The following is a 24,686-nucleotide window of genomic DNA, read 5'->3' as shown; positions in this document are numbered from 1 at the left end:
GATGGAGGGATGGACACAGCCAACCTCACCCGGGAGGAGACCGCGGCGCGATCCGCAGCGGTGTCCGTCCGCAGCATCCGCGTCGAGCTCGACCTCACCGGCGCTCCCGAACGGGCCCGGACCGGGTTCCCGAGCGTCACGACCCTCGAGTTCGACGCGGACACGGCGGAGACCTGGCTGGACTTCATCGGCGAGCGCGTCGACCGCGTCGTGCTCAACGGCATCGAGCAGGACGTCGCCTACGACGGCGCGCGGATCTCGCTGAGCGGGCTCACCGCGTCGAACACCGTGCGGGTCGAGGCCGTCGGCGCCTACAGCCGTTCCGGCGAGGGGCTGCACCGCTTCCACGACCCCGTCGACGACGAGACCTACCTGTACACGCATTACGAGCCGGCCGATTCGCGCCGCGTCATGGCCTGCTTCGAACAGCCGGACATGAAGGCGGCGTACACCTTCGTCGTCGACGCGCCGGCCGGCTGGGAGGTCCTGTCCAACCAGGCGCCCGCGAAGACCGATCTCGGCGTCGGGGTGCAGCGGGTCGAGTTCGCGCCCACCCTGCCCCTCTCCGGTTACATCACCGCGATCGCCGCGGGGCCCTACGCGCGGGTGGACGGGGAGTGGCGGCGTGACGACCAGCGCATCGCCCTCGGTGTCTTCACGCGGCGCTCGATCGCCGAGCATCTGGAATCCGACGAGATCCTCGAGGTCACCCGGCAGGGACTCGACTTCTTCACCGATGCCTTCGCGTACCCGTACCCATGGGGCAAATACGACCAGATCTTCGTCCCCGAGTACAACATCGGAGCGATGGAGAATCCCGGCCTGGTGACCTTCACAGAGGCCTACCTCTCCCGCGGCGCGGCCACCGACGCTCAGCGGGCCTCACGGGCCAACACGATCCTGCACGAGATGGCGCACATGTGGTTCGGCGACCTCGTCACGATGAAGTGGTGGGACGATCTCTGGCTCAAGGAGTCCTTCGCGGACTACATGGGCTCCCACGCCTCCGCCGTCGCCACCCGCTTCCACGACGCGTGGGTCAAGTTCGCCGCGAACCGCAAGACCTGGGCGTACCAGCAGGACCAGCTGCCCACCACGCATCCGATCGTCGCCGACATCACCGACCTCGAGGCTGCGAAGCTGAACTTCGACGGCATCACCTACGCCAAGGGTGCGGCGGTGCTGAAGCAGCTCGTCGCCTTCGTCGGCGATGACGCCTTCTTCGAGGGCGCACGACGCTACTTCGCCGCCAACGCGTTCGGCAACACGACGCTCGAGGACTTCCTCGTGCAGCTCAGCGCGGTCTCCGGGCGGGACATGAGCGGGTGGTCGAGGGCCTGGCTGGAGACCTCCGGCATGTCCACGCTCCGGACGGAGAGGGATGCCGACGGCGGTCTGTTCCTCGTACAGACCGATCCGCGCCCGCACCGCCTCCGGATCGGCCTCTACGACCGGGTCGACGGCCGCATCGTGCGCCGCGACCGGATCGAGCTGGACATCGTCGACGAGCGGACGCCGATCGACCTCCCGGATGCCGACCTCGTGCTGCTCAACGACGACGACCTGACCTACGCGAAGGCTCGCCTGGACGAGCGGTCATTGGCGACGGTCGAGGAGTCCCTCTCCGTGATCGAGGACCCGCTTGCGCGCGCCCTCGTGTGGTCCTCGCTGTGGAATGCGACCAGGGACGGTGATCTCGACGCCGTGCGCTACCTCTCGATCGTGCGCACGCACGCCCCCGAGGAACCCAGCATCGGCCTGCTGGCAGGCATCCTGCCGCACGCGATCTTCGCGCTCCGTCATTACGTCGCCGACCATGATCGCGAGGAGGCGCAGCGCGCCTGGACCGAGACGACCTGGCAGTCGCTGCAGCAGGCCGGCGCCGGCAGCGATGCACAGCTCTCCTGGGCCAGGGCGCTCGCGACGGCATCCGCCTTCGACGACCTCCGCCACACCGAGATCCGGGGCATGCTCGACGGCGTCGTGCCCGAGGGGCTCACCGTCGACCCCGATCTGCGCTGGCAGCTGCTCACCGCGCTGATCACGACCGGGCATGCGGACGCCGCCGACGTGACAGCGGAGCTGGAGCGCGACGACACCGGTGACGGTCGGACGGCTGCGCGCCGGGCCCTGGCCTCGCGACCGGATGCCGGCGTCCGTGCCGCCGCGTGGGAGGCCGCCTGGAGCGAGCTCTCCCTGAGCAACGATCACCTCGACGCCGAGATCGCGGGTTTCCGTGCCGGAGGCCGGCGCGACCTCGTCGCGGGATTCGACGAGGAGTACTTCGACCGCATCCTCGACGCCTGGCTCACCCGCAGCATCGAACTGGCGAGGCGCCTCGTGGTCGGGCTGTTCCCGGCGACGGAATCGCTCGACCTCGTCGACGCCTGGCTGGAGGCCCATGAGGATGCGCCGGCCGCGCTCCGTCGCGTCGTGGTGGAGCAGCGCGACCACCTCGCGAGGGACCTGCGGGTGCGCGCAGCGCGGAACTAGGCCGGCTGCACCGTGATCCCCATCACGGTGCGCACGATCCACGGATGGGCGCGGTCGTCGTCGATGTGCGTCATTCCGAGCTTCTCCGCGACGCGACGCGATGCGAGGTTCTCAGGATGGACGATGGCGGTGAGCAGCGTGGGGGAGAGTTCCTGCTTGACGAGTGCGAGGCACGCCCCGGCAGCCTCGGTGGCGAAGCCGCGCCCCTGCAGGTCGCGGCGGACGTGATACCCGACCTCGAGCACGGGGGAGCCGTTCACCGCCTGCCAGGTGATGCCGCAGTCGCCGACGAAGCCGCCGTCATGCGTCTCGACGATCCACAGTCCGTGCCCGTGCTCGGCATAGCGCTCCCGATTCCCCTCGATCCAGGCGCGGCTCTCCTCACGCGTCTTCGGCGCCGGGTAGAACGCCATCACCTCGGGATCGCCGAGCAGCGCGGCCATGGCGTCGAGGTCGTCCGTGCTCATCTCGCGGAAGCGCAGCCGGTCGGTCGGGGCGGGCAGGAGGCGCCGCATCAGAGGTCGAGGGCTTCGCCTGGCTCGAGCACGAAGAACTCTCCGCCGCCCTGCACGGTCGCCCACTGCAGGCGCTGGCGATGCATGCCCTTGCCGATCACCGACAGCGTCATGTCGTGCGTCCCGAACGCGCGCCGCGGCTTCACGGCGAGGACGTAGTCCATCGCCTCGCCGATCTTCAGCCACGGTGCGCCCAGCGGTGCTGCGAGAGTCCGCACCTCCACTCCTTCGGGGACGGCGTAGGAATCGCCAGGGTAGTAGAGCTCGTCGTTGACGAGGACTCCCACGTTCTCGATCACGGGGATGGAGGAATGGATGGCGGCGTGCACGCCGCCGAAGAAGCGGAGCGTGAAGTCGCCGGCCTCGACAGTGTCGCCCGGAGCCACCACCGTGATGTCATAGCCCTTCGCTGCACGGGCGACACCCGCCGGAGCATAGATGGGCGTCCCGGGTGCGGCACGCAGCAGCCGGTCGAGGTGCTCGGGCGTCCAGTGATCCGGATGCTCGTGCGTGATGACGATCGCGACGAGATCTCCGAGATCGTCCAGAGGGGACGTGAATGAGCCCGGATCGATGACGAGGGTCTCGTCGGTCTCGTCGATGCGGAGACAGGCATGTTCGAACTTCGTGACGCGCATGGGACGAGTCAACTCCTTCGCGCCTCCCTGGGCAAACCCTGTGCGGATGCCGCGCCACGCCCGGGATTCCGTGGTCCCGGCGTCGATTTGGCGAGCGAAGAAACCGCATGTCATACTTGAACAGTTGTCGCGCTGAGGAAACGAAAAGCGCAGACGGCCCCATCGTATAGCGGCCTAGTACGCCGCCCTCTCACGGCGGTAACGCGGGTTCGAATCCCGCTGGGGTCACACAACACGACGAAGGCCCCCGATTCTCCGGGGGCCTTCGTCGTCCCCGGCGTCGCACGCCGAAGAGGCCGCTCCGGATGCTCCGGAGCGGCCTTCCGTGCGGCTCTCAGTCGCCGTCGGCGGCGGTTGCCGTCCGGCGGTTCCGCCGTACGCGGCGGATCAGCCAGACGATGAGCACCACGAGAGCGGCGACGGCGACCCAGGGGAGGATGAACCCGAACGCGATCACGAGGGCGTTCAGCGAGACGACCAGGCCGTTCCAGCCCGCCAGCAGCCCGTCGCCGAATCCGGCGGGGTCGGCCGTGGTCGGCGCGGTGGCCTTCGTGAGCTGGACCTGCAGCGAGGACATCGCGACCTGATCCTCCAGAGCGGCGAGCTGCTGCTCATAGGATTCCAGCTGCGCCTGGCGATCGGTGAGGGCGACCTCAGCCTCGATGAGCTCGGACACCGTTCCCGATTGGGACATCAGCTCGGTGAGCCGCTGCACGGAGGCCTTCAGTGAATCCACCCGCGCCCGCAGATCGATGGCGGTGGAGGTGACATCCTGCTTCGAGATCGACGAGGACAGCACCTCGCCGGTCTTCCCGAGCTCGTCGATCACGGCGGTGAGTTCGTCGGACGGCACGCGGATGCCGATCCACCCGTAGCCGGAGTCCGGGGGCACCGGCATCGAGGTGTCGTCGACCGCCGTCGCCTTGCCGACCTCCGTGCTCTCCACGTAGCCGTCGTGCGCCTCCGCGAGCGCGGCGATGGCGTCGGCGGCCTTCGCGACGTCCTTCACCTGCACGGTCGCGTTCGCCGTGGCGATGATCTCGCGCCCGGCCTCGGGGGAGACGGTCTGGACCAGGGATTCGGCGGAGTCCGCCGCACCGGGCGCCACCTCGGCGCTGCGGTCGGGCGACGTGGCGCCGGTCATCGGAGCGGACTCGTCGACAGCGCCGCCGCCGCTCCCGTCCGCGGTGATCGACGCGGAACCGCCGACGGCGCTGAGGATCGGGGGCGTGACCAGGACACCGACCGCGAACGCGGCCGCGATGCCGGCGCCGGTGAGCCAGCGGCGACGGCGCGCGCGGGACCGGTCGGCCGCCGGACGCCGGGGGGAGCGCTCGCCCTCGATCTCGGCGAAGACGGCGCTCTCGATGCGGGCGATCGTCGTCTCGGACAGATCGGGCAGCTCTTCAGTGGGGATGTGGTCGTTCATGCGTCGCTCGCTTCCTTCACGGCACCGCGCAGCTGGGTGCGGACTCGGGAGAGACGGTTCCGGACGACGGCGTGGCTGACGCCGAGCTCCTCGGCGGCGGCCTGGTAGGCGTAGCCCTCCGTGGCGCACAGCCGGAAGATCTCCCGGTCCAGCTCGCTCAGGTTCCCGACGGCGGCGGCGATGCGCTCCGCCAGGGCGGCGGTGATCACCTGCTCCTCGACGCTCACGGTCGACGGCAGGCTCTCGTCCGGCGCATCCGTCGTGTGCGCCCGGTCCCGAAGGCGCCGGCGCAGGCGGTTCGCGGCCTGGAAGCGGCAGATCGTCGCCAGCCACGGCAGGATCGACTCGCCCTGCAGCTCGAAGCCGGGCAGCTTCCGCCACGCGGCCACGAAGGTCTCCTGCGTCACATCCTCGGCATCGGCGGCGGAGCCGAGGATGCCGTGGGCGATCCAGTAGACCGGCCGGACGTGCGCGCGGTACAGCTCGCGGAAGGCGTTCTCGTCGCCTGACGCGGCCTGTGCCGCCCATCTCTGATCACTCGTCTGCACGGGCATCCTGTTTCCGTTCGGTGTCTCTCACCAGGAAGTGTCGGCGATCGCCCCATCGTCTCAGATGACGTCGGGGCCGCGGTTTCACCACGCGCCGCCGACTCCGGTACGATGGCTCCTGCGAGAGGGAGTATCCCGGATCCGCGCGGAACGTCATCACGAGCACCGAAAGAGCTGCTCCGGACGCGCGACGCACTCAGTGCGGGGGAGAGACTTTCGGCTTCTTTCCGACCCCTCCCGAAAGGTGCAGTGCGCCCTTGGACATCCCCGTCTGGTTCGAGATCACCTCGATGGTCGTGATGACGATCATCCTCATCGCCGACCTCCTCCTCATCAAGCTCCGCCCGCACATCCCGTCGACCAAGGAGTCGACGCTCTGGGTGGCCTTCTACGTCGGCCTCGCCCTGCTGTTCGCCGTGCTGCTCGGCAACGTGGCCGGCTGGCGCAACGCCGGCGACTTCATCACCGGCTGGGCTCTGGAGTACAGCCTGTCGATCGACAACCTGTTCGTCTTCGTGCTGATCATGGCGCAGTTCGCGGTGCCGCGGCGTCTGCAGCAGCAGGTGCTGATGGTCGGCATCATCATCGCGCTCGTGCTCCGCGGTGCGTTCATCCTCATCGGCGTCGCGGTGATCGAGAACTTCTCGCCGATCTTCTACGTCTTCGGCGCCTTCCTCATCTACACGGCGATCAAGCAGGCGATGCCCGACGGCGAGCACGACGAGGAGGTGCAGCGCGAGGCCTTCATCGTCCGCGTGCTGCGTCGCCGCATCGACATCAGCGACGGCTATGACGGCGCCAGGGTGCGCACCACCGTCGACGGCAAGCGCATGTGGACCCCGATGATCATCGTGTTCATCACGATCGGCGTCACAGACCTGACCTTCGCGATCGACTCGATCCCCGCGATCTTCGACATCACCACCAACCCGTTCCTCGTCTTCGCGGCGAACATCTTCGCGCTGATGGGCCTGCGCCAGCTGTACTTCCTGCTCGGCGATCTGCTCGACCGCCTGCGCTACCTGCACTACGGAATCGCCGTGATCCTCGGCTTCATCGGCGTGAAGCTGATCCTGCACGCCCTGCACGTCAACGAGCTGCCGTTCATCAACGGCGGCCACCACGTCGAGTGGGTGCCGGACATCGACAACATGGTCTCCCTCGGCGTCATCCTCGCCTCGATGGCGGTGGCCACCATCGCCAGCCTCGTCGCCTCCTCTCGCGAGAAGCGCGCGGAGAAGAAGGCCGCGATCAGCGAGTGAGACCGGCGGCGGCCGGCGCGGTCCGATCCGCTCCGTCCGCCGCTGTCGTCACACCGCACGGACCGGCGTCCGAGCGGTGGTAGCCTGACGTCATGCGGATCGTGCTCCTTCTTAGCGGCCGCGACGAGACCTCGTTCTGAGCCCCTCCTCGTCGCGGAGTCCATCGTGGGCCGAACCGCCAGCTTCAGGAGAACCTCAATGAACACCCCTGCATCCGACGCCGCCGTTGCACGCCCCCGCACCCTCGCCGAGAAGGTCTGGGACGACCATCTGGTCGTGAAGGGAGAGGACGGGCAGCCCGACCTCATCTACATCGATCTGCATCTCGTGCACGAGGTGACCAGCCCGCAGGCCTTCGACGGCCTCCGTGCGGAGGGTCGGCCGCTGCGTCGACTCGACCTCACGATCGCGACCGAAGACCACAACACTCCGACGTGGGACATCGACAAGCCGATCGCGGATCTCACCAGCCGGACCCAGATCGACACGCTGCGGAAGAACGCCGAGGAGTTCGGCGTCCGCCTGCACTCGCTCGGCGACGCCGAGCAGGGCATCGTCCATGTCGTCGGCCCGCAGCTCGGCCTGACGATGCCGGGCATCACCGTCGTCTGCGGAGACTCGCACACCTCGACGCACGGCGCGTTCGGCGCGATGGCGTTCGGCATCGGCACCAGCGAGGTCGAGCACGTCATGGCCACGCAGACGCTGCCGCTGAAGCCCTTCAAGACCATGGCCATCAACGTCGAGGGCACGCTCAAGCCCGGCGTGACCGCGAAGGACATCATCCTCGCGGTGATCGCGAAGATCGGCACCGGCGGCGGGCAGGGATACGTCCTGGAGTACCGCGGCAGCGCCATTCGTGCGCTGTCGATGGAGGGGCGGATGACGATCTGCAACATGTCGATCGAGGCCGGCGCCCGTGCCGGCATGGTGGCCCCCGACGAGACCACCTTCGCGTACGTCGAGGGCAAGCCGCACGCCCCGAAGGGCCAGGACTGGGAGGATGCGGTCGCCTACTGGCGCACGCTCCCCACCGACGAGGGCGCGGTGTTCGACGCCGAGGTCTTCATCGACGCCGACGAGCTCGAGCCGTTCGTGACCTGGGGAACCAACCCCGGTCAGGGCAGTTCGCTGTCGGCATCCGTCCCGGACCCTGCCGAGATCGCCGACCCGAACGAGCGGGCGGCGGCCGAGCGGGCGCTGGAGTACATGGACCTCAAACCGGGCACGCCTCTCAAGGAGGTGCCGGTGGACGCGGTGTTCATGGGCTCGTGCACCAACAGCCGCATCGAGGATCTCCGCGCCTTCGCGTCGATCATCGAGGGCAGGAAGAAGGCCGACGGCGTCCGCGTCATGGTCGTCCCGGGTTCCGCGCGAGTGCGGCTCGAGGCCGAGGCCGAGGGGCTGGACAAGATCATCAAGGACTTCGGCGCCGAGTGGCGCTTCGCCGGATGCTCGATGTGCCTGGGCATGAACCCCGACCAGCTAGCGCCGGGGGAGAGGTGCGCATCCACCTCGAACCGCAACTTCGAGGGCCGTCAGGGCAAGGGAGGGCGCACCCACCTCGTGTCGCCGCTGGTCGCCGCGGCGACCGCGATCCGCGGCACCCTGTCCAGCCCGAGCGACCTGAACGAGACGGCGGAGGTCTGATCATGGAGAAGTTCACCACCCACACCGGCATCGCGGCCCCGCTGAAGCGGTCCAACGTCGACACCGACCAGATCATCCCCGCCGTGTTCCTGAAGCGGGTCACCAAGACCGGCTTCGACGACGCGCTCTTCCACGCGTGGCGGCAGGACCCCGAGTTCGTGCTGAACCAGGCGCCGTTCCAGGGAGCCTCCGTGCTCGTCGCCGGCCCCGACTTCGGCACAGGGTCCAGCCGCGAGCACGCCGTCTGGGCGCTGCGCGACTTCGGCTTCAAGGTCGTCCTGAGCCCCCGTTTCGCGGACATCTTCCGCGGCAACTCCGGCAAGCAGGGACTCCTGGCCGCGACGATCTCCGACGAGGATCTCGAGCGCATCTGGGCCGAGATCGACCGGAATCCCGGGGCGCAGATCACCGTGAACCTGGAGGACCGCACCGCGTCCATCGGCGACGTCCAGGCCGACATCGGGATCGACGATTACACTAGGTGGCGGCTCCTCGAAGGGCTCGACGACATCGGGCTCACGCTGCGCAACGAAGACAGGATCGCGCAGTTCGAGGCCCGCCGCGAGTCGTGGCGGCCCCGGACCCTCCCCGTTCAGTGACACGGAGGGGGCGGGGGAGCCAGGGGCGACCCGCCCCCGATTACCGTGTGATGAAGTGAGGCTCCGAATGACGACACCCGTGCGCGACGCTCTCCCGGACGGAGCTCCCGCTCTCACCGGAGACGTCCTCGCCATTCGAGGAGGCCGCCCGCTGCGCGGACGCGTCGATGTCAAGGGCGCGAAGAACCTCGCCACCAAGGCCATGGTCGCGACCCTTCTCGGTGAGACGGCGAGCACGCTGCGCGACGTGCCCGATCTGAGCGACGTCGCCGTGGTGCGCTCCCTGCTCGAGGTGCACGGCGTGCAGGTCGCGCCGGGCGATGAGCCCGGCTCTCTCGTGTTCGACCCGAGCGGAGTGGAATCGGCGCACTTCGAGGAGATCGACGCCCACGCCGGCGCGTCGCGCATCCCGATCCTCTTCTGCGGACCGCTCCTGCACCGCCTCGGCCAGGCCTTCATCCCCGACCTCGGCGGATGCCGCATCGGCGACCGTCCCATCGACTTCCACCTGGACGCCCTGCGCAAGTTCGGCGCGGTCGTGGAGAAGCTGCCCAGCGGCATCCGTCTCTCCACGCCCCACGGGCGTCTGCACGGCGCGAACATCCACCTCCCGTACCCCAGCGTCGGCGCGACCGAGCAGGTGCTGCTCACCGCCGTCCGCGCCGAGGGCACGACGGAGCTGCGCAACGCGGCCATCGAGCCGGAGATCATGGATCTCATCGCGGTGCTGCAGAAGATGGGCGCGATCATCTCCTACGAGCCCAACCGCGTCATCCTCATCGAGGGCGTCGAGCACCTGCGGGGTTACGACCACCGGTCGATCTTCGACCGCAACGAGGCCGCCTCCTGGGCGTCTGCGGCGCTGGCCACCGATGGCGAGATCTTCGTCGGCGGAGCGAAGCAGCAGGAGATGCTCACCTTCCTCAACGTGTTCCGCAAGGCCGGCGGATGGTTCGACATCCAGGAGGACGGCATCCTCTTCCGTCGCGCCGGCGAGCTGCAGCCGGTCGTCGTCGAGACTGACGTCCACCCCGGATTCATGACCGACTGGCAGCAGCCTCTCGTCGTGGCGCTCACCCAGGCGAACGGTCGCTCGGTCGTGCACGAGACCGTGTACGAGAACCGGATGGGGTTCACCGACGCGCTCGTCAAGATGGGGGCGGACATCGTCGTGCATCCGCACGGCCTGCAGGACGGACCGCGGCGCGTCCCCCGGCGAGAGCTGGAGCAGGCGGCCGTCATCACCGGACCCACTCCGCTGCACGGTGCCGACATCGTCGTCCCCGACCTGCGAGGCGGGTACAGCCACGTCATCGCGGCGCTCACCGCAGAGGGCGAGTCGAGGGTCTCCGGCGTGGACATCCTCAGCCGCGGCTACGAGAAGTTCCTCGCCAAGCTCGACGCCCTCGGCGCCGACTTCGACGTCATCCGGTGACCCCGATGGGTTCCCGGTCCGAGACGCGGCGGCCCAGCCTGTTCTGGCCGCTCGCGGCGATCGTCGTGCCGCTGATCTCGCTGCTCGCGAAGATCCGCATCACCGGACGCGAGAAGCTCCCTGCCGAGGGGGCGTACGTCCTCGCGCCGAACCACTACTCCGAGTTCGACCCGCTGATCGTCGCGGTCGCCGTGTGGCGGCTGGGACGCGCGCCGCGGTTCATGGCGAAGGACAGCCTGTTCCGGATCCCGGTCGTCGGCTGGATCCTCCGGTCGACCGGCATGATCCCCGTCGCCCGATCGTCATCGGCGTCGGCCGCGAAGCAGACGCTCAAGCAGTCCGAAGAGCTCGTCGAGCACGGCCGCGGTGTCATCGTCTACCCGGAGGGGACGCTCACCCGCGATCCCGACCTGTGGCCGATGCGCGGCAAGTCCGGCGCGGTGCGCCTGGCGCTTGCCGACGACATCCCGCTCATCCCGATGGCGCAGTGGGGCACCCAGGCGATCATGGGCCGCTATCAGAAGGGGATCAGCCTCTGGCCGCTGCGCAAGCCGATCGACGTCGTCATCGGCGATCCGGTGGACCTCTCCGACCTCCGCGGGCGGGGCAACGAGCCCGCCGTGCTGAGCGAGGCGACGAAGCGGCTGATGGCCGCGATCACCGCGCTGCTCGAGCAGATCCGCGACGAGAAGGCCCCTGCGGAGCGCTGGAACCCTGCATCACACGGACAGAAGGAGACGGGCCGCCTTGACTAAGAGAGCCGTTCCCGCTGGTCCCCGCGTCGCCGTGATCGGCGCCGGAAGCTGGGGCACCACCTTCGGGAAGATCCTCGCCGACGGCGGCGCCCAGGTCACCATGTGGGCGCGCCGTGCGGAGCTCGCGCACGAGATCGACGAGGCCAAGCGCAACTCCCGCTACCTGCCCGGCATCAACCTGCCGCGGACCATGGCGGCGACGCACGAGCTCGCGCACGCGCTCGAAGGCGTCGAACAGGTCTACCTGTCGGTGCCGAGCCAGTCGCTGCGTGAGAACCTGAAGGCACTGCGTCCGCTGCTCGCGGAGAACGACGCGAAGATCGTCAGCCTCATGAAGGGCGTCGAGCGATCCACGGGCCTGCGGATGAGCCAGGTGATCGAGCAGGAGCTGCGCTGCGATCCGGAGCGCATCGCTGTGGCCTCAGGACCGAACCTGGCGCTGGAGATCGCCCGCGAGCAGCCGACGGCCGCCGTGATCTCCTCGCGCAGCCTGGAGACGGCGGAGGAGATCGCGCGAGCGGCACGCAACCGCTACTTCCGCACCTTCGTGAACACCGACGTGATCGGCACGGAGTTCGGCGGCGTCCTGAAGAACCTCATCGCGGTGGCCATCGGCATCGTCGACGGCGTCGGCTACGGCGAGAACACGAAGGCGTCGATCATCACCCGCGGTCTCGTGGAGATGACCGACTTCGCGGTGGCCAACGGCGCGCACCCGGAGACGCTGCAGGGACTCGCGGGGCTCGGCGACCTGATCGCGACGTGCCAGTCTCCGCTGAGCCGCAACAACACGGCCGGGCGCCTGCTCGGCCAGGGCTACAGCTTCCAGGATGTCGTGAAGCAGATGCAGCAGACCGCGGAGGGGCTCGCTTCCGTCGCCCCGGTGCTGCAGCTCGCCCGCGAGTCCGAGGTGGACATGCCCATCGTCGAACAGGTGAAGATGGTGCTCGACGGGAAGATGAACCCGCGCGACATCGCACCCCACCTGACGACGGACGACGACACCCCGCAGGGGGAGAGGACCAACTATGGACAAGCAGACGGTGGTGGTCCTCTTCGGCGGGCGTTCCAGCGAGCATTCGATCAGCTCCGCAACGGCGGGCGGGGTGCTCGGCGCGATTGATCGCGACCGCTACGCGGTGATCCCGGTGGGGATCACCCGTGAGGGTGCCTTCGTCCTCGAGGAGGACGACCCCGCGAAGTTCCCGCTGGACGCCGCGCACCTGCCCGAGGTCGTCGACAACGGCACCCGCGTGCTCTGGCCCGAGCCGGGCGGCGACCGCACGCTGCGCGTCGTGCGCGCGGACGGGGAGATCGACGTGTTCGGAGAGATCGACATCGTGCTGCCGATCCTGCACGGACCGCACGGCGAGGACGGCACCATCCAGGGGTACTTCGACACGCTCGAGGTTCCCTACGCCGGCGGCGGCGTGCTCGATTCCGCGATCTGCATGGACAAGCACTTCATGAAGATCGCTCTGCAGGCCGCCGGCATCGCCGTCGCCCCCTGGGTCACGGTCAGGGCGCGGCAGTGGGCGGCGGATGCCGAGGGTGTGCGTGCTTCGGCCGCGGCGCTCGGACTGCCGCTGTTCGTGAAGCCGGCCCGCGCCGGATCCAGCGTCGGCGTCTCCAAGGTGGAGGACCCGTCCGAGCTCGACGCCGCCCTCGCCGTGGCGTTCGCCGAGGACGACAAGGTGCTCATCGAGACCGGGGTCGCCGGGCGCGAGATCGAAGTCGCCGTGCTCGAGGGCGCCGACGGCATCCGCGCCTCGCTCCCCGGCGAGATCGTGCTCACCTCCCGGGGCTTCTACGACTTCGAGGGCAAGTATCTCGGCGGCGACGGCGTGGACGTCGTCTGCCCGGCCGAGCTCACGGATGCCGAGATCGCCGCGATCCAGGATGCGGGGGTCCGTGCGTTCGAAGCCGTCGACGGCCGCGGTCTCGCACGGGTCGACATGTTCCTCACCGCGTCCGGCGAGCTGGTCGTCAACGAGCTGAACACGATGCCCGGCTTCACGCCGATCTCGATGTTCCCGAAGTGCTGGGTCGCGTCCGGGCTCGGCTACGGAGACCTCATCTCCGAGCTGATCGAGGCCGGTCTGCGCCGCTGACCGCGACGACCGGCGCTCGGCGGAAGCCGTGCGCCGGTCAGCCCGGCCGGTCGCTGCAGGTCATCGTGGCCGGCAGCAGGCCCGACTGGATGCTGGTGGAGATGCTCTCCACGACCGTCGCGAAGTCGATCTCCTCGCCGCGGCGGATGCTGATCTCGACGGCGGGGTCGCGGCCGAACGAGACCAGGCGCTGACGCTCGTCCTCCTGATCGAGGACGAGCCAGTCGACGCCGCCGAGGGTGACGCACTCCAGCGTCTGGGGAGCCGGTGGTTCGACGCCGCACCGCAGCACGACCGTCGGCTCGCCCCAGGCGCCGGTGGCCTGCGCGTCGGTCCATACGCGGTCGAGATCGCCGATGGCGTCGGGCAGCAGCACCGACACCGCCGCGCAGTGCGGATCGTTCGCGTCGGCCGCTGGCTCGAGGTGGATCGTCGTCGAGCAGCCGGACAGGACCCAGGCGAGGGCCACGGCCCCCGTGGCGACGGCGAAGCGGCGAGAACGGGGCATGGTTCCAGGCTACCTTTGACAGCATGCCCTCCCGACCCGACGACGATGACCCGCGCCTCGGCGACCTCTCCGAGGGGACGATCCTGCGGGCGATCCTGGCCCGGACGGTCCCGGCGACGCATGCGCTGATCGGCCCGGGCGACGACGCGGCCGTGGTCGCCGCGCCGTCCGGTTCCGTTGTCGCGACGACGGACACGCTCGTGCACGGCCCGGACTTCCGGCTCGCCTGGTCGAGCGGCTACGACCTCGGCTGGAAGGCCGCAGCGGTGAACCTCGCGGACGTGGCGGCCATGGGAGCGCGGCCGACGGCGCTGCTCGTCGCCCTCGCCGTGCCGCGCGATCTCCGGCTCTCCTTCGTCGAGAGCCTGGCAGACGGCTTCCGGGAGGCCTGCGAGGCGCTGGCGCCCGGATGCTCCGTGGTGGGCGGCGACCTCACCGTGTCCGACGTCCTCACCGTGGCGGTGACGGCACTCGGCGATCTCGAGGGGCGCGCCCCGGTGACCAGGGCGGGTGCCGCACCCGGCGACGTGATCGCCGTCGCCGGTGAGCTCGGCAACGCCGCGCACGGCCTGGCTGTGCTGTTCGGGCGCTTCCGCGACGGCGAGACGCCGATCCCCGTCGATCCGGCCCTTCTCGCACCCGGAGAGAGCGCGGCGGTGGCCGCACAGCTCCGTCCTGCTCCTCCCATCGGGCTCGGTCCGTTCGCGGCCGTCGCAGGGGCGACGGCGATGATGGACATCTCGGACGGACTCGCCCTCGATGCGCGGCGGATGGCGGCGGCATCCGGCGTCACGATCGCCCTCGACAGGGCGGCGCTGGGTGAGGCGCCTGGGCGGGCGCTGGCAGGCGGCGAGGACCACGCGCTGCTCGCCGCCTTCCCCCCGGGTGTGCTGCCGCCGGGATTCCGGGTCATAGGCGCGGCGAGGGCTCGCGGCGATGAGGATCTCCTCTGCGACGACGCCCCTGTGGACGTCTCCGGATGGGACCCCTACCGGGACTGGGATTCGGCCGCGGGCTGAGACTCCTCGGCCTCGGAGGCCGGCTCACCCCACCAGAGGGTTGTGTCGCCGTAGGTCTTCTCCCGGAAGAGCTCCAGCCCGGCTGCTGCGAAGTCCGGAGGCGTCGCGCGGCGGGCGCGCTCGACGACGACGATCGCGTCGGGGGAGAGGAGCGGAGCGAGCGCGATGAGGTCGCCCGTCATCGCCTCATCCTCGAGGTCGTAGGGCGGGTCGGAGAACACCAGGTCGAACGGCCCCGCTGCGCGCTGCAGGAACGCGCGGACGGGACTCTCGTGCACGCGTGCCGGGGGCAGCCCGCTCGCCTTCGCCACGATCGCCGCATTGCGGCGAACGATCGCGGCCGCCGGACGGCCCCGCTCGACGAGGTCGGCGGATCCTCCGCCGCGGCTGAGCGCCTCCAGGCCGAGAGCGCCGGAGCCGGCGTAGAGGTCGAGCACGCGCGCGCCGGCGATCGCGTCCGCGGACTCCAGCGCGCCGAACAGCGACTCGCGCACCCGGTCGCTCGTCGGCCTGGTGCCGGAACCAGGGACCTCGAGTCGCGCTCCTCGGGCCCTCCCGGCGATGATCCTGGTCACCCGTTCACGATACGGCAGCGAAGGTCGACGGAAACACGAGAAACAAGAGTAGGTTCGGGATTGTCGGCGGGGTTGCGACCTGGCATGATCGTCACACCCCCGACAAGAGCACCGCCCTGCCCTGATCGAGGAGGATCACAATGGCAACACCCCGTAAGACCCCGGCGAAGCGCACCACCACCGCACGCAAGACAACGGCGAGTCGCGCGAAGCCGGGTTCGAAGCGCGAGACCGTTCCGCCCGTGGATCTGGTCACGGGGCCGCTGCCGACCGCCGAGCCGACCCTCGACGCCGAGGATCTCTCCGGGGAGCAGGGGGTCGTGCTGGAGCCGCCAGCGATCACTCACGCCCTGCGGAACATGTCCGAGATCCGTCACTACTTCCGCACGAACCGGACGCCGGTGTTCTTCGTCGGAGCCTCCGCGTTCAATCTCCTCGGCCTCGACCGCTGGGTCCGCGGCTTCTCCTACATCGCCTACTACGACAGCTGGCAGGGTGCGCATCCGCGCGTGTTCAGCCCGATCGACAAGCCGTACGTCGATTTCCAGAGCGGCGAGGAGATCAACAACTGGCTGCTGCGCCACCACGAGGTCCGGGCTCACATCGCGCGCCTCACGCCCGCCGGCGAACGGCCGCGGATAGCGATGGTGTTCTTCGACGAGGAGACCGAGGCGATCTGCGAGGAGCTCGGCTTCGAGCTGATACTCCCCCCGGCGAAGCTCCGCGAGCACCTGGACTCGAAGATGGTGACGACGAGGATCGCCGACTCGGTCGGCGTGGCGAGCGTGCCCAACATCATCACGACCGTCGACTCCTGGGCGGATGTCGTGGCGGCGGCGGAGAAGGCGGGGCTCGGCACCGACCTCGTGATCCAGACCGCCTACGGCGATTCCGGCAAGACCACGTTCTTCGTGACCGACGAGTCCGGGTACGACCGGATCGCCGACGACCTGCGCGGCGTCGAGGTGAAGATCATGAAGCGGATCAACAACCGCCCGATCGCCGTCGAGGCGGTCCTCACGCGGCACGGCACGATCGTCGGCCCGTTCATGACCGAGATCACCGGCCACGGCGCGCTCACGCCCTACCGCGGCGGCTGGTCGGGCAACGAGATGTTCCCCGGCGTCCTGGAGACGGATGCCCGTCACCGCGCCACCCAGCTCGTGCGCCGTCTCGGCGACCGGCTCGGGCAGGAGGGGTATCGCGGCTTCTTCGAGGTCGACGTGCTCCTCGACACCGACACCGGCGAGGTGTACCTCGGCGAGCTGAACCCGCGCATCTCCGGGGCCTCGGCGATCACCAACGTGACGGCGGGCGCCTATGCCGACGTGCCGCTGTTCGTGTTCCACCTGCTCGAGTTCGCGGGCGTCGAGTTCACCCTCGATGTGGACGAGATCAACGAGCGCTGGGAGGAGCTCGCTGCGGCAGACGTGTGGAGCCACATGGTGATCAAGCACACCGTGGACACCGTGGAGCACATCGACGTCGCTCCGCCGACCGGCCGTTACGTGTACGACCTGCAGGGACGGCTCGTGTTCTCCCAGGGCGACCTCGACTGGCACCTGCTGCACAGCGAATCCGAAGCGTTCTACCTGCGGATCTACGGACCGGGCGACTACCGCTGGAAGGGCGCCGACCTCGGCATCCTCGTCACGAAGGGGCGCCTGCAGACTCCGGCGGGCGAGCTGACGATCCGGGCGAAGCACCTCATCGACTCGGTGCGGGCGATGTACGCGGCGACGCCGCTGCCGCCGGCCGAGGTCGTGGAGGTCGCCGAGCACGGTTCGAAGGCCTGACCTGTGCGATACTCGCCTCGATGATCTTCGAAGCTGACGCCGAACCCGAAATCGCCGGCATCGACCCTTCCGTCGCGCCTGCCGTCGTCGCAGTGGGGGCTCCGCCCCCGCTCGACGAGTGGCAGCGTGCACCGTATCTGGAGTGGTCGATGCAGCACATCGCCGACTTCCTGCCGGTGCATCCGATCGCGCGCGGAGAGCGGGTCACGCCCATGCCGGCGGTGCCTGCCGACCTGTCCCTGATACCCGTCGCGCACCCGTGGGAGACGCGATCGGCGTCGTTCGACGACGTGATGGCGACGACCCACACCGACGGTTGGATCGTCACCCGCGACGGCGCGGTGATGGGGGAGCGGTACTTCAACACGATGCAGCCGGCGACGGCGCACCTGCTGATGTCGGTGAGCAAGTCGCTGACGACGACGACCGCGGGCATCCTCGTCGGCGACGGCGTCCTCGACCCCGAGGCCGCCGTCACCGCCTACGTGCCCGCGCTGACCGGGTCCGGCTATGACGGCGCGACCGTCCGGCACCTCCTCGACATGCGCACCGGCGTGCGCTTCTCGGAGGACTACCTGGATGCCGACGCCGAGGTGCGACTCCTCGAGCAGGCGATCGGCTGGGCTCCCCGTCGTCGCGCCGACGTCCCCGGCACGCTCCTCGAGCTGCTGGCGAGTCTGGACGCGGAGCACGAGCACGGGGGCCGCTTCGAGTACAAGTCCTGCGAGACCGACGCCCTCTCGTTCGTCATCGAGGGAGCGACCGGCGTGCACGCCGCCGAGGTGATGTCGCGCCGCCTGTGGCAGGAGATGGGCGCCGAGTTCGGCGCGCACGTGGGGATCGACTCCGTCGGCGCCGGGATGTTCGACGGCGGCGTCTCCGCCGCGCTGCGCGACCTGGCCCGGTTCGGCCTTCTCTACCTCCGCGACGGCGCGGCGCTCGACGGCCGGCAGGTGCTGCCCCCCGCGTGGGTGGCCGACACCTTCGCCGGAGGCGCGGACTCGCGCGGGGCGTTCGCGAACGCACCGGAGCCGACGCTCATGCCCGGCGGCATGTACCGCAACGGCTTCTGGTTCCCGTACGAGGGCTCCGACGTCGCGCTCGCCCTGGGCATCCACGGTCAGATGGTCTACATCAACCGCGCCGCCGGGGTCGTCGCGGCGAAGCTGTCGAGCTGGCCGACGCCGCAGGACGGCGAGAAGCTGCTCTGGACCATCCGTGCCTTCGATGCGGTGGCCAGAGCCATCGCATGAGCAGCGGTGTCGGATGCGGCGGATAGGGTCGGAGGCATGCCGCTCACGCTCGACTCGACTCTCGAGGAGGCCCTCGGAGACGCTCCGGCGAAGACGCTGAACCGTGCCTTCGGCATGTCCACGGTCGGCGACCTCCTCTCGCACTACCCGCGGCGATACGCCGACCCGGGGGAGCTGACGCCGATCCGCGAGCTGCCGCTCGGGGAGACCGTCACCATCGTGGCGGAGGTGCTGTCGTCGAGCGCGCGGGTGATGCGCAACCGTCGCGGGGCGATGGTCGACGTCGTCATCGGCGACGGCATCGGTCGGATGTCCCTCACCTTCTTCGCGAAGAACCTCGGCGCGGCCCAGTGGCGCGCCGACCAGCTCGCCGTGGGCCGCCGCGGCGTCTTCTCCGGCAAGGTCGGCGAGTTCAACGGCGTGACGCAGTTCGCGCATCCGGAGTACGAGCTGTTCGACGACGAGGACGCGGCCCGCCGCCGCGCCGACGCCCGTGCGGCCGAGCTCATCCCCATCTACCCGGCGACCTCGAGCATCCAGACCTGGCAGATCGCGAAGTTCGTCGGACGGGTCCTCGACGGGCTGTCCGAGGTCCCCGATCCGCTCTCCGCCGACGTCAGGGCGAAGGAGGAGCTCCTCGGGGCGAGGGAGGCGATCGAGCGCATCCACCGTCCGCGCACCCGCAACGACATCGACCCCGCCGTCCGCACCCTGCGGATGCATGAGGCGCTCACCCTTCAGACCGCGCTCCTGCAGCAGCGCGAGGAGGTGCGAGCCCTCGCGGCGACGTCTCGTCCGGCCGCGCCCGGGGGACTGCTCGAGCGCTTCGACGCGTCCCTGCCGTACACGCTCACACCCGACCAGCAGAGCGTCGGCGCGCAGATCGCCGCGGATCTCGTCGGCTCCTGGCCGATGAACAGGCTCGTCCAGGGCGAGGTCGGCTCCGGCAAGACCCTGGTCGCCCTGCGGGCGATGCTGCAGGTGGCCGAGTCCGGGGGACAGGCCGCGCTGATCGCTCCGACAGAGGTCCTCGCGGCGCAGCATCTGCGGTCGATCGCGAAGATGCTCGGTCCTGACCTCGCGCCGCTCGTGATGCCCACCCTGCTCACCGGGCAGATGACGGCGGCGGAGCGGCGCAAGGCTGCGCTGCGGGTGGCCTCCGGGCAGGCCCTCATCGTCGTCGGCACCCACGCGCTGCTGGGGGAGAAGACCACGTTCGCGGACCTGGGACTGGTCGTGGTCGATGAGCAGCACCGGTTCGGCGTCGAGCAGCGCGAGGCGCTCCGTGCGAAGGGATCGAGCCCGCATGCACTGGTCCTCACCGCCACGCCGATCCCGCGCACGGTCGCCATGACCGTGTTCGGCGATCTCGACACCTCGGTGATCCGCACCATGCCCGCCGGCCGCGCGGGCATCCAGTCGTTCGTCGCACCCCTGGCCGAGCACCCCGGCTGGTTCAACCGGGTGTGGGAGCGCGCGGCCGAGGAGATCGCCCAGGGTCGTCAGGTGTTCGCGGTGTGCGCGGCGATCGACACGACGAAGAAGACCGCGGAGGCCGGGGACCAGCCGCCCCAGCCGGAGGGTGCAGCCGGACCGCGCTGGGGCGTCGTGCAGCTCGACGAGGCTCTCTCCACCCATCCGACTCTGGGCGGGCTGCGGCGCGCGGTGCTGCACGGACGCATGCCCTCGGACGAGAAGGACGCCGTGATGCAGGCGTTCGCGCGGGGCGACATCGACCTGCTGCTCGCCACGACCGTCATCGAAGTGGGCGTCGACGTGCCCAACGCGTCGACGATGATCGTCCTCGACGCCGACCGCTTCGGGGTCTCTCAGCTCCACCAGCTGCGCGGACGCGTCGGACGCGGCGGTGTGCCAGGGCTGTGCCTGCTGGTGACCGAGGCCGAGGCCGGCTCGGTGGCCCGTGAGCGGGTCGACGCCGTGGCCTCCACGCTCGACGGCTTCGCACTCGCGGAGGTGGATCTGGAGCTCCGCGGAGAGGGCGACGTCCTCGGTGCGGCGCAGGCCGGCGTGCGGTCCTCCCTCAAGCTCCTCCGGGTCGTGAAGGACTCCGGACTCATCGTGCGCGCCAGAGAGCTCGCCGAGGGCATCCTCGCAGCGGATCCCGACCTGTCCGCCCACCCCGGGCTGCGCGCGGCGATCTCGCGGCGCGTGAGCGACGACGACCGCGCCGCGCTCGCGAAGAACTGACACGGTCGCGGCGTGCCCTAGGCTGGATCCATGAGCAGCCGGATCGCCGTCGTGCCGGGTTCCTTCGATCCGCCGACCCTGGGTCATCTCGATGTCATCCGCCGGGCCGCCCGGCTGTACGACGAGCTCCACGTCCTCGTCGTGCACAACCCCGGCAAGGAGGCGATGCTCCCGATCGCGCAGCGCCTCGCGCTGCTGGAGCAGTCCATCGCCGAGGACGGCATGGAGGGCGACATCGTCGTCGGCTCCTGGAGCATGGGCCTGCTCGTCGACTACGCGCGCGACGTGAACGCCGGCGTGCTGGTGAAGGGCATCCGATCCCAGATCGACGTGGCCTACGAGTCGCCGATGGCGATCGTGAACCGCCATCTCGCCGACATCGAGACGGTGTTCCTGCTGCCCGACCCGTCGCACGCGATGGTGTCCAGCTCGCTCGTCCGCCAGGTCGCCGGCCTCGGCGGGGACGTCTCGCCGTTCGTGCCTCCGGCGGTCGCGGCGTTCCTCGACACGGGTGCGCGCGGCCTCTGACCGTGCCTCCGCCGAGGCGCGCACTCGGTCCGGCCACAGCAGGAGCCGGTAGCATGGCCGGGTGAGAACCCGAATGAGCGGCCCCTTCGTCCTCCCCGTCCGCGACATCGTCCGACGGCCGGGCGAGATGCGCGAGCATCAGTTCACGGTCACCCTGACCGATCAGTGGGGCGAGGGCATCGTCGCCTACGAACCCGGTTCCGAGGTGGATCTCGACGTCCGTCTGGAGTCCGTTCACGAGGGCATCCTCGTCTCCGGAACGGCGGATGCCGAGTACAGCGGAGTGTGCGGACGATGCCTCACCGACATCACCCGGCCTGTCGAAGTCGAGTTCCAGGAGCTTTTCGCGTATCCTGGTGAGGAAGAAACTGACTTCGAGGTTCAAGACGACCACGTGGATCTTGAAACTCTCGTCAGGGATGCGGCCGTATTGTCGCTTCCATTTCAGCCGGTGTGTCAGCCGGACTGCCCGGGTCTCGACCCGAGAACGGGTGAGAGGCTGACCGTGAGCACCGGGACGGAGCAGGCCGCTCCCATCGATCCTCGATGGAGTGCGCTCCAGCAGATCACAGACCAAGACGGCACGGCAGAGAGCCGTGCCGCCGAGAAAGAAGAGAGCTAGTCATGGCTGGTAACCCCCCGAAGCGCAAGGTCTCCCGTTCCAACACCCGCTCGCGTCGCGCGCAGTGGAAGGCGGAGGCCCCCACGCTCGTCAAGACCATCGAGAACGGCAAGGTCGTCTACAGCCGCCCGCACCAGGCGAAGGTCGTCACCGACTCGCAGGGCACCGAGCTCTTCCTGGAGTACAAGGGCCGCAAGGTCGCGGACGTCTGAGTCTCGAAACATCGTGACGGAGGTCCCTCTGGGCGGGAAGGGGCTCTCGGGCAAGCTCCGCGTCGAGATCGACGCGGAGCTTCTTGAGTTGGCCCTCACCCACCGTTCCTACGCGTACGAGCACGGCGGGATCCCGCACAACGAGCGTCTCGAGTTCCTCGGCGACTCGGTGCTGGGGCAGGCTGTCACGGTGATGCTCTTCACCACGCATCCTGAGCTCGACGAGGGCGAACTGGCGAAGCGGCGCGCGAGCGTCGTGTCGACGGTCGCCCTCGCCGAGGTCGCCCGAGGCATCGATCTCGGCAGCCACCTTCTGCTCGGGCGCGGGGAGGAGCAGACCGGCGGTCGCGACAAGGACTCGATCCTCGCGGACACCATGGAGGCCGTGATCGGCGCGACGTATCTGTCCGCGGGACCCGAGGCCGCGACGAAGCTGGTGCTGCGGCTCACGGAGCCGCTGCTCGCCGACCCCGAGCGCTACGGCGCCGCGATGGACCCGAAGACGAGCCTGCAGGAGCTGGCCGCGCGCGTCGGCGCCACCCCGCCGCAGTACTCCGTCGAGGCGAGCGGTCCCGACCACGACCGCCGCTTCACCGCCACGGTCGTCGTCGGCGATGTGAGCATGTCCGGCAACGGCAGCAGCAAGAAGACCGCGGAGATGGCGGCGGCACTCAGCGCCTGGCGCGTGCTCAGCGACCGTGCCTGAGCTGCCCGAGGTCGAGGTCGTGCGCGCCGGACTCGCGCCGGCGGCGATCGGCTCCCGGATCAGCGCCGTCAGCGTGTTCGACGAGCGAGCCCTCACCCGGCATCCGGCCGGTGCGGCCGATTTCGCGGCCCGTCTCGAAGGACGGAGGTTCGCCGCCGCCGAGCGGCGGGGCAAGTTCCTCTGGCTTCCGCTCGACACCGGCGACGCCGCCCTCATCGCGCACCTGGGCATGAGCGGGCAGATGCTGCTCCGGACCCCGGATGCCGTCGCCGAACGACACGAGCGCATCCGCATCCATCTCGAGCATCCGGCCCACGGCGAGCTCGCCGTCGTGTTCTCGGATCAGCGCACGTTCGGGTCACTGGCGGTGGACGCGCTCATCGCCGATGGGGATTCGCAGATCCCGTCACAGGTCGCGCACATCGCCAGGGACCCCATCGACCCCGCGTTCGACGACGACGCGTTCCGCGCGGCGCTCGGGCGCCGAAGCAGCGCCATCAAGAGGGTGCTGCTCGATCAGGGCGTGATCAGCGGCGTGGGCAACATCTACGCGGACGAGTCGCTGTGGGCGGCCCGCATCCATCCGGAGACCCCTGCGAGCGCTCTCTCCACGCAGGCGGTCCGCCGGCTGCTCGCCGAGGTGCGGGCGGTGCTCGCCAAGGCGCTCGCTGAGGGCGGCACGAGTTTCGACGCCCAGTATGTGAACGTGAACGGCCAGGCCGGCTATTTCGCGCATTCCCTCAACGCCTACGGGCGCGGAGGCGAGCCGTGCCCGCGCTGCGGCGGCAGCATCCGCCGCGTGGCGTTCATGAATCGCTCCAGCCACTACTGCCCGCGCTGCCAGCGGCGCGCGCGCTGACCCGCGGCTTCAGCCGAGGCCGGCGAGGAACGTCGCAGACGGCGCGAAGAACGTCGTTCCCGTCTTCGCGATCGAGAAGTCGAGCAGGCGGTCGTGCAGGCCGGGCGGATCGCCGAGGAACATCCGTTCCAGCATCCGCTCGATGACCCACAGGTGCCGGGTGTAGCCGATGAAGTAGGTGCCGAACTCCCCGGCGGCAGGGCTGCCGAACGGCATGTTGTCGCGGAGGATGTCGTGCTCCCCGCTCTTGTCGCTGATGGTGGCGAGGGTCTTGTGCGCCTTCTGCACGCCATCCGGAGCGTCGTCCAGCTCGAGGTTGTCCGCCTTGCGATGCCCGATGATCGCCTCCTGCTGCTCGGTGCTCAGCCTCTGCCAGGCGGACAGGTCGTGCAGGTACTTCTGAACGACGACATAGCTGCCGCCGGCGAACGCCTCGTCCTCCTCACCGACCAGGGTGGCCGCGGGGAGGTCGGGACCGATCGGGTTCGCCGAGCCGTCGACGAACCCGAGCAGATCGCGGGCGTCGAAGTACCGGAACCCCGCGACCTCGTCCTCCGTGCGGATGCCGGTTCCGAGGGACTCGAGCAGCAGCCGTTCCAGTTCGAAGCACAGGTCCTGCCGTTCGGAGCGGATGTGGAAGAGCAGGTCTCCCGGAGTGGACACCGCGGTGTGCGCGGGGCCTGAGACCTCGCGGAACGGTCGCAGCTCTGCCGGCAGGGGGTGACCGGTGAGAGCCGTCCACACTCTGCTGCCGATCCCGACCGTGCAGGAGAGACGGGCGCCGAGGTCGCGGAAGCCGACGGACTTGACGACATCGTCGATGCCGGCGAGGGCTGCGCGGATCGTGCCGATCGCGTCGTCGGCGACCGTGACGACGAGGAACACGGCGGCGCGAGTGAGGGGTGCGTCGACCTGTTGGGGCGCGATGGGCACGCGGCGTTCGGACATCGGAGGACCTCCTCGAT

The 24,686-nt window shown here is 69.7% G+C and carries 24 protein-coding genes and 1 tRNA gene; 18 read left to right on the top strand and 7 right to left on the bottom strand.

The window, feature by feature from the left end:
- Positions 1 to 9: 9 nt before the first annotated feature.
- A complete protein-coding gene (gene pepN / locus G6G98_RS03185; RefSeq protein ID WP_164233681.1) occupies positions 10 to 2,493 on the top strand; it encodes an aminopeptidase N in 2,484 nt (827 codons plus the stop codon).
- On the opposite strand, the gene G6G98_RS03180 is transcribed toward pepN, so the two are convergent.
- Together G6G98_RS03180 and G6G98_RS03175 are read right to left on the bottom strand one after the other, a co-directional pair.
- Positions 2,490 to 3,008, bottom strand: a complete 519-nt coding sequence (locus tag G6G98_RS03180) for a GNAT family N-acetyltransferase (protein ID WP_164233682.1) — start codon at positions 3,006 to 3,008, stop codon at positions 2,490 to 2,492. The two genes, pepN and G6G98_RS03180, sit on opposite strands and share 4 nt — an antisense overlap.
- Positions 3,008 to 3,646: an MBL fold metallo-hydrolase gene (locus G6G98_RS03175; protein WP_164233683.1), complete on the bottom strand. Its 639-nt coding sequence runs from the start codon at positions 3,644 to 3,646 to the stop codon at positions 3,008 to 3,010. The genes G6G98_RS03180 and G6G98_RS03175 overlap by 1 nt, the downstream gene beginning before the upstream one ends.
- Positions 3,647 to 3,801: 155 nt before the next feature.
- Between G6G98_RS03175 and G6G98_RS03170 the strand changes: the two genes are divergently transcribed.
- Positions 3,802 to 3,874: transfer RNA gene (locus tag G6G98_RS03170), tRNA-Glu, on the top strand.
- A gap of 106 nt (positions 3,875 to 3,980) precedes the next feature.
- Here the strand turns inward: G6G98_RS03170 and G6G98_RS03165 are convergent.
- Together G6G98_RS03165 and G6G98_RS03160 are read right to left on the bottom strand one after the other, a co-directional pair.
- Positions 3,981 to 5,075, bottom strand: coding sequence for a DUF4349 domain-containing protein (locus G6G98_RS03165; RefSeq protein WP_084788259.1), 1,095 nt, complete (start codon positions 5,073 to 5,075; stop codon positions 3,981 to 3,983).
- Complete coding sequence (locus G6G98_RS03160; protein WP_164233684.1) at positions 5,072 to 5,629, bottom strand: RNA polymerase sigma factor; 558 nt, start codon at positions 5,627 to 5,629, stop codon at positions 5,072 to 5,074. The genes G6G98_RS03165 and G6G98_RS03160 overlap by 4 nt, the downstream gene beginning before the upstream one ends.
- Positions 5,630 to 5,880: 251 nt before the next feature.
- Here G6G98_RS03160 and G6G98_RS03155 point away from each other — a divergent pair, with 251 nt between their 5' ends.
- The 7 genes from G6G98_RS03155 to G6G98_RS03125 all read left to right on the top strand — a co-directional run bounded on the left by G6G98_RS03155 (position 5,881) and on the right by G6G98_RS03125 (position 13,435).
- Positions 5,881 to 6,885 (top strand): TerC/Alx family metal homeostasis membrane protein, encoded by a 1,005-nt coding sequence (locus G6G98_RS03155; RefSeq protein ID WP_067351386.1) that lies wholly within the window; start codon positions 5,881 to 5,883, stop codon positions 6,883 to 6,885.
- Between the two features lie 198 nt (positions 6,886 to 7,083).
- Positions 7,084 to 8,535: a 3-isopropylmalate dehydratase large subunit gene (leuC, locus tag G6G98_RS03150; RefSeq protein WP_067351388.1), complete on the top strand. Its 1,452-nt coding sequence runs from the start codon at positions 7,084 to 7,086 to the stop codon at positions 8,533 to 8,535.
- Positions 8,536 to 8,537: 2 nt separating this feature from the next.
- Positions 8,538 to 9,134: a 3-isopropylmalate dehydratase small subunit gene (gene leuD, locus G6G98_RS03145; RefSeq protein ID WP_164233685.1), complete on the top strand. Its 597-nt coding sequence runs from the start codon at positions 8,538 to 8,540 to the stop codon at positions 9,132 to 9,134.
- Positions 9,135 to 9,201: 67 nt separating this feature from the next.
- A complete protein-coding gene (murA, locus tag G6G98_RS03140; RefSeq protein WP_164233686.1) occupies positions 9,202 to 10,569 on the top strand; it encodes a UDP-N-acetylglucosamine 1-carboxyvinyltransferase in 1,368 nt (455 codons plus the stop codon).
- Positions 10,570 to 10,574: 5 nt separating this feature from the next.
- Positions 10,575 to 11,324, top strand: a complete 750-nt coding sequence (locus tag G6G98_RS03135) for a lysophospholipid acyltransferase family protein (RefSeq protein ID WP_067351398.1) — start codon at positions 10,575 to 10,577, stop codon at positions 11,322 to 11,324.
- Entirely contained in the window at positions 11,317 to 12,447 is a 1,131-nt protein-coding gene (locus tag G6G98_RS03130) for an NAD(P)H-dependent glycerol-3-phosphate dehydrogenase (RefSeq protein WP_067351402.1), read from the top strand. The genes G6G98_RS03135 and G6G98_RS03130 overlap by 8 nt, the downstream gene beginning before the upstream one ends.
- Complete coding sequence (locus G6G98_RS03125; protein WP_164233687.1) at positions 12,353 to 13,435, top strand: D-alanine--D-alanine ligase family protein; 1,083 nt, start codon at positions 12,353 to 12,355, stop codon at positions 13,433 to 13,435. The genes G6G98_RS03130 and G6G98_RS03125 overlap by 95 nt, the downstream gene beginning before the upstream one ends.
- A 37-nt stretch (positions 13,436 to 13,472) precedes the next feature.
- Here G6G98_RS03125 and G6G98_RS03120 read toward each other — a convergent pair whose 3' ends face one another.
- Positions 13,473 to 13,943, bottom strand: a complete 471-nt coding sequence (locus tag G6G98_RS03120; protein ID WP_164233688.1) for a DUF3515 family protein — start codon at positions 13,941 to 13,943, stop codon at positions 13,473 to 13,475.
- A gap of 23 nt (positions 13,944 to 13,966) precedes the next feature.
- Here G6G98_RS03120 and thiL point away from each other — a divergent pair, with 23 nt between their 5' ends.
- A complete protein-coding gene (thiL, locus tag G6G98_RS03115) occupies positions 13,967 to 14,962 on the top strand; it encodes a thiamine-phosphate kinase (RefSeq protein ID WP_164233689.1) in 996 nt (331 codons plus the stop codon).
- Here the strand turns inward: thiL and rsmD are convergent.
- Positions 14,932 to 15,537 (bottom strand): 16S rRNA (guanine(966)-N(2))-methyltransferase RsmD, encoded by a 606-nt coding sequence (gene rsmD, locus G6G98_RS03110; RefSeq protein ID WP_164233690.1) that lies wholly within the window; start codon positions 15,535 to 15,537, stop codon positions 14,932 to 14,934. The genes thiL and rsmD overlap by 31 nt on opposite strands.
- A 140-nt stretch (positions 15,538 to 15,677) precedes the next feature.
- On the opposite strand from rsmD, the gene G6G98_RS03105 reads away from it, so the two are divergent.
- The 8 genes from G6G98_RS03105 (at position 15,678) to mutM (ending at position 23,721) form a co-directional block, all read left to right on the top strand.
- Positions 15,678 to 17,333 (top strand): biotin carboxylase, encoded by a 1,656-nt coding sequence (locus tag G6G98_RS03105; protein WP_084788260.1) that lies wholly within the window; start codon positions 15,678 to 15,680, stop codon positions 17,331 to 17,333.
- Between the two features lie 20 nt (positions 17,334 to 17,353).
- On the top strand, positions 17,354 to 18,586 hold the full coding sequence (locus G6G98_RS03100; protein ID WP_084788261.1) for a serine hydrolase domain-containing protein: 1,233 nt from the start codon (positions 17,354 to 17,356) through the stop codon (positions 18,584 to 18,586).
- Positions 18,587 to 18,622: 36 nt separating this feature from the next.
- A complete protein-coding gene (locus tag G6G98_RS03095; protein WP_164233691.1) occupies positions 18,623 to 20,794 on the top strand; it encodes an ATP-dependent DNA helicase RecG in 2,172 nt (723 codons plus the stop codon).
- A gap of 30 nt (positions 20,795 to 20,824) precedes the next feature.
- Positions 20,825 to 21,322 (top strand): pantetheine-phosphate adenylyltransferase, encoded by a 498-nt coding sequence (gene coaD, locus G6G98_RS03090; protein ID WP_067351421.1) that lies wholly within the window; start codon positions 20,825 to 20,827, stop codon positions 21,320 to 21,322.
- A gap of 73 nt (positions 21,323 to 21,395) precedes the next feature.
- Entirely contained in the window at positions 21,396 to 21,944 is a 549-nt protein-coding gene (locus G6G98_RS03085) for a YceD family protein (protein WP_067351425.1), read from the top strand.
- Between the two features lie 2 nt (positions 21,945 to 21,946).
- Positions 21,947 to 22,156 (top strand): 50S ribosomal protein L32, encoded by a 210-nt coding sequence (rpmF, locus tag G6G98_RS03080; RefSeq protein ID WP_019179169.1) that lies wholly within the window; start codon positions 21,947 to 21,949, stop codon positions 22,154 to 22,156.
- A 13-nt stretch (positions 22,157 to 22,169) separates the two neighbouring features.
- Positions 22,170 to 22,862, top strand: coding sequence for a ribonuclease III (rnc, locus tag G6G98_RS03075; protein WP_067351428.1), 693 nt, complete (start codon positions 22,170 to 22,172; stop codon positions 22,860 to 22,862).
- Positions 22,855 to 23,721, top strand: coding sequence for a bifunctional DNA-formamidopyrimidine glycosylase/DNA-(apurinic or apyrimidinic site) lyase (gene mutM / locus G6G98_RS03070; protein ID WP_164233692.1), 867 nt, complete (start codon positions 22,855 to 22,857; stop codon positions 23,719 to 23,721). Before rnc ends, mutM begins: the two co-directional genes overlap by 8 nt.
- A 9-nt stretch (positions 23,722 to 23,730) precedes the next feature.
- On the opposite strand, the gene G6G98_RS03065 is transcribed toward mutM, so the two are convergent.
- Complete coding sequence (locus G6G98_RS03065; RefSeq protein WP_164233693.1) at positions 23,731 to 24,669, bottom strand: Dyp-type peroxidase; 939 nt, start codon at positions 24,667 to 24,669, stop codon at positions 23,731 to 23,733.
- Positions 24,670 to 24,686 lie beyond the last annotated feature (17 nt).

The sequence above is a fragment of the Microbacterium hydrocarbonoxydans genome, assembly GCF_011752045.1.
Taxonomy (GTDB): domain Bacteria; phylum Actinomycetota; class Actinomycetes; order Actinomycetales; family Microbacteriaceae; genus Microbacterium.
Note: the sequence above shows the minus strand (reverse complement) of the source record. Positions and strands in the feature narration are given on the sequence as shown.